Here is a 4,983-nt window from a genome sequence, read left to right on the forward strand (position 1 = left end):
TTATATCAAAAATCTGGACGGGGGTGTTCATAATTTATTCATTCATGCGTTTGTCGTGTCTAAATACAGATATTGGGGTGCTAAAATTTGGGAAATATGATATAATTGTTAAAAAAACGTTAAAGGAGACCAGCTATGAAAAGGTTAAAGATGAAAGTATTAAGCGTTGTTATGAGTTTAACAATGACACTTACTATGATACCAAATAATGTATTCGCACAAGGCGAAACATCTGTATCAAACGAAGAAGTTGTAAGTAGTGAAAATTTAGATTTTGTAGAAACGACAACTCCTGCAAGTATACAATTTAGAGATGCAGAAAATAATAGAACTTTTGATATTCAAGAAGTAGATTATAGACGCTCATCTATGAATCCAGGAATACGATATGAAAGTAAGTGGGAGGGTATAGCACCATATGCACCATTGTTTGGACATATGGTAAATAACGGGAAATATACAAGACCACTCGGCAAAGAAAATGGAGATTTAGGTTGGGGCTGGGGTAGATCAGACTATATGACAGGATATTTGCTTGTAGATATAGATAAATTTGGAGAACAAGGAACTAATGGTTTGCCAAAAGATAAATATGGTTTAGCAAATATAGGGATAGTAAGAGTAGATAATAAATATAGCAGAAATGATGACTTTTCAAGTTGGAAAGAAAGTATAGAAGAAGCATTTAAAGAATATAATGGAAATGAAGGCTTTACTGTGAAAGGATATGCAGGAGATAGTGCATATCAAGAAACAAAACTCGTAATATGGGACGGATACAAAAGAGTAAGAGATATAAGCGGTATAAATAGAAAAGAATATATAAGAAATGTAGAAGATAAAGACTCATCAAATACAGTAAAAAGACAAAAATTAGCCAATTATATAAGAAAACACCTAGATAATGGAGCAAAACTACAAGGATATATTACAACAGATTATGGATTAAAAGACGTATATGAACCATCAGAAAGTACATATTTTACAGGAGAAAAACAGATAAGATATGTACCACATATAAAAATAACAGGTGTAACATATGATGTAAAGTTAGAATATGAAAATGCACCAAATGGAGTAGAATTACCTAAAGTAGTTCAAATAAATGCGGGACATAAATTAGAATTACCTGAAATAGATGGTTATACAACAATTTTTATGGATGAAAATGGAAAAGAATTAAATATAGATTTCGTTGTAAATAAAAATACCAAAGTTTTAGTGAAATGGTTATTAGATTTTGTAGATACAGATGAAGATGGCTTTAGTGACGAATTTGAAAGAAAAATAGGTACAGACCCTGATAAAGAAGATACTGATGGAGACGGATTATCTGACCGTGAAGAACTTTATATAAGCAATCCAACTATAAAAGATTCAGATAAAGATTTTGATGGTGATGGAATATCAAATTATGATGAAATAAAAATCTATAAGACATCACCACAGTTTGAAGACACGGATTTTGATGGATTAAATGATTATGAAGAAATATTTAAATATAAAACAAATCCACTTGAATTAGATACAGATTTTGATACAATATCTGATTATGATGAAATAAAAGATGGATTAAATCCGCTTGTATTTGATTCTAAAGAAAAAGCAATCTCTAAAAAAATAGAATCAGTAAAAGCTAATCAAATAGACTTAACCATAAGTATAAATACAAATATAGAAAATCATAACAATATATCTGTATCACCTCTTTCGGAGGCATTTGACAGTCAAGTAGTAAATTCTGTAGGGTATTTAGGCGGATATGAGATAAATGCAGATTATTTTACATCAGCTAAAATGCAGTTTAAATTTGAAGTTCCGAGTGATAAAACGCTTGGCAAAGATTTCATTCCTACTCTTTATTATTACAACGAAAACACTAAAGAATTAGAAAAACTTGAAGATGTTGTTTTAGATGGAGATAATCACATATTGACATATACTCCAACGCATTTTTCAAAATATGTGGTGTGCAATGAATATGAAATTGAATTAGCAAAGAAATTACATTCGGATTATGTGAAAAATCATAAATATTCCACTAAGCCATTTTATTTAGTATTTGTAATGGATTCTTCAGGGTCTATGTCAGACAATGACCGAGGGAATTTAAGATTACAAGCATCAAAAGATTTGATAGATACATTAGGAGAAAAAGACAGCATAGCTGTAATTGATTTTGATGATAGTTCTACAATTTTACAAGGGATAACGAAAGACAAAAATGTTGCTAAAAACGCAATAAATAGAATAGACGGTAGCGGCGGAACTAATATAAAAAATGGTTTGCAAGATGCCATTGATATAATAGAGAAAGATAGTAAAGTACATTCTAAGCAAAATGAGAAAGTGATAGTTTTATTTACTGATGGTGAAGATAGTAGCCATATATCAAGCGTAGAATATGATAAAGTAATACAAAAAGCAAAATCTTTGAACACAAAAATATTTACAATGGGGTTAGGTTCAAAATCATCAATAGATGAAGCATTGCTAAAAAAACTTGCTGAACAGACAGGGGGAAAATATTATCATATAACCACAAGTAAAGATATTTTACAAATATTCGACTACTATAAGAAAGATATAGTAGTAGATACTGACAAGGATGGACTTAGTGATATAGAAGAAACAACTGTAGAAATTAACAAAGGACATTACAAATCTAATCCTAACAAAGCGGACACTGATGATGATGGCTTGAGCGATTTTGAAGAAAGAAAGTTAGGCACAAATCCAAACAAACAAGATACTGATGGGGACGGAATAATAGATTCAAAAGATAAAAATCCGTTAATATATGATGTAACTGATTATACATTAGCACTTGCAGCAAAACTAAGTTACAATAATTTAGAAAATCATGTTGGTAAATTTTTAAAAAACACAAGTGTTGAAAATGACAAGTTTAAAAACATTGGAGATTGGTTGGTTGTTGGAGCTAACAATTCTGGTAAATCTGATAACTATTGGTTGAGTATAGACTTTTTAAAAGACAAAATGTCAGATATATTAGATAGTGGATTTGGATATGTAGCTATATCAAATGGAAAAAATATAATTTATTCTTTAAGAGGAACAGATTTTAATTTAGGTACTCAGGCTTTAAGCGATATATCTACAGACTTGTTGGCTGGGGGAAGAGATGTAAATCCACAACTTCCGTTTGCTTTTTATTCATATAGAGGTATCTGCAATAAATATCCAAGTAGGGATTACTTTATATCAGGACATTCTTTGGGTGGACGTTTAGCTCAAGATGTGACTATAGAAGTTGTAAAAAGTAAACATGACAAATTATTTGGTATAATAAAATCTGACACTGTGACAAAAATTCCAAATCATACAGCTACATTCAATGCTTTGGGATATAATAAAATAGAGCATTTTACTAAAAAATTTTTAACTAAACAACAAGACATAGATTTGGCAAATGCTATAATTACAAATCATTATATAAAATATGATGAAGTTCGAGATTATATAGGTGATAGTACATTTTATGAAAGATATGGCAATAATATAGAACATACAATTGGGGGAATTGTTCATATTCCTATAAAATATCATGGAATAGATATATTCGTAGAGGATAGCTTTATATCAAACTCTTTAAAGAATATTTACTAATGGGGTATGGGCATATGACTAAATTATACAAAATATATAGAGACTATATAAGAGAAAACAAAAAATATGTTCTAATCTCACTGATAATATCATTAAGATTAGAGATATTTTCATCTTTAATAACATTTTTTATGTTTGCAATAATAGAAACTGAAGTGCATTCAAAAATATATAATTTGATGGGATATTTAATAATTAGTGTCTGCTGATTAAGCTAAAACACTTAATTTTACTGACTTTTACCTCGTTTTCTGCTATAATAATTGCAAGGATTTTGATGAAATAAAATCGTTTTTCTTGCAGTTTTCTTACAGATTTTTAGTATAAAGGAGCTAAATCAATGTACAAACCAATCGACAAGTTACAGCACTCATTCCTCGATTTTAACCAGCCTATGGGACTCCACATGAATCCGGATAACCGCTGGATCAAACTGGCTGACCGAATCCCATGGGATGAATTTGAAGTAAAATATGCAAAACTGTTCCCCAGTGATACGGGTAATGTTGCCAAGCCACTTCGTATGGCGTTAGGAGCTCTGATCATCCAGACCAAGTTCCAGTATTCCGACCGTGAGCTTGTGGAACAGATCGCAGAGAATCCGTACCTGCAGTACTTTATCGGACTTCCCGGCTATCAGGAAGATGCTCCGTTTGATGCAAGCACACTGGTCCTTTTTCGCAAACGCATTTCTGCTGAAATGCTGATGGAAGTAAATGAGTATCTTCTTGCCCACAAAGATGATGACAACAATACACCGCCATCTTCTGGGAACTCCGATGATAATGACGCTTTAAAAGAAGACACAAACAAAGGAACATTGACACTGGATGCGACCTGTGCACCAGCAAACGTCCGTTATCCCCAGGATATTTCACTCTTGAACGAAGCAAGGGAAAAACTGGAAACCATCATTTACCGTTTTTGCAAGTCCTATAGTCTACCACTGCCACGACGTTATAGAAAACGTGCCAGAAAAGATTATCTGGCATTTGCAAAAAGCAAAAAACATAGTGCAAAGAAAATCAGGAAGGCACTCCGCAAACAGCTTGGTTACGTCGCAAGAGACATCGGATATCTGGAAAAGTTCATGAGCGACGGATATGCGATGATAGATAAAGAAATTAGTTTGTATCTGATTATCATCACGCTGTATGAACAGCAGAAGTACATGTATGATAACAAAGTACACTCAGTGGAACATCGTATCGTAAGTATCTCGCAGCCATGGCTTCGACCGATTGTCAGAGGGAAGGTCAAAGCACCTGTTGAATTTGGAGCAAAATTTGATCTGAGCCTTGACAGTGAGGGCTATGGGCGTATCGAAAAAATATCTTTCGAGGCATACAACGA

General features: G+C 32.4%; 2 protein-coding genes. Both read left to right on the forward strand.

Annotation, left to right across the window (positions count from 1 at the left end; translation table 11 throughout):
* The first annotated feature begins 135 nt into the window (after positions 1-135).
* Positions 136-3,630 (forward strand): VWA domain-containing protein, encoded by a 3,495-nt coding sequence (locus ASU35_RS01935; protein WP_058351420.1) that lies wholly within the window; start codon positions 136-138, stop codon positions 3,628-3,630.
* A gap of 340 nt (positions 3,631-3,970) precedes the next feature.
* The coding region (locus ASU35_RS01940; protein WP_172794576.1) for an IS5 family transposase at positions 3,971-4,983 on the forward strand (1,013 nt) is incomplete at its 3' end.

This window comes from Acetivibrio ethanolgignens (assembly GCF_001461035.1).
GTDB classification, from domain to species: domain Bacteria; phylum Bacillota; class Clostridia; order Lachnospirales; family Lachnospiraceae; genus Velocimicrobium; species Velocimicrobium ethanolgignens.

Excerpts from the sequence above, each read along its gene's own strand:
- ASU35_RS01935 (WP_058351420.1), top strand. The coding sequence starts at position 136 with ATGAAAAGGTTAAAGATGAAAGTATTAAGCGTTGTTATGAGTTTAACA.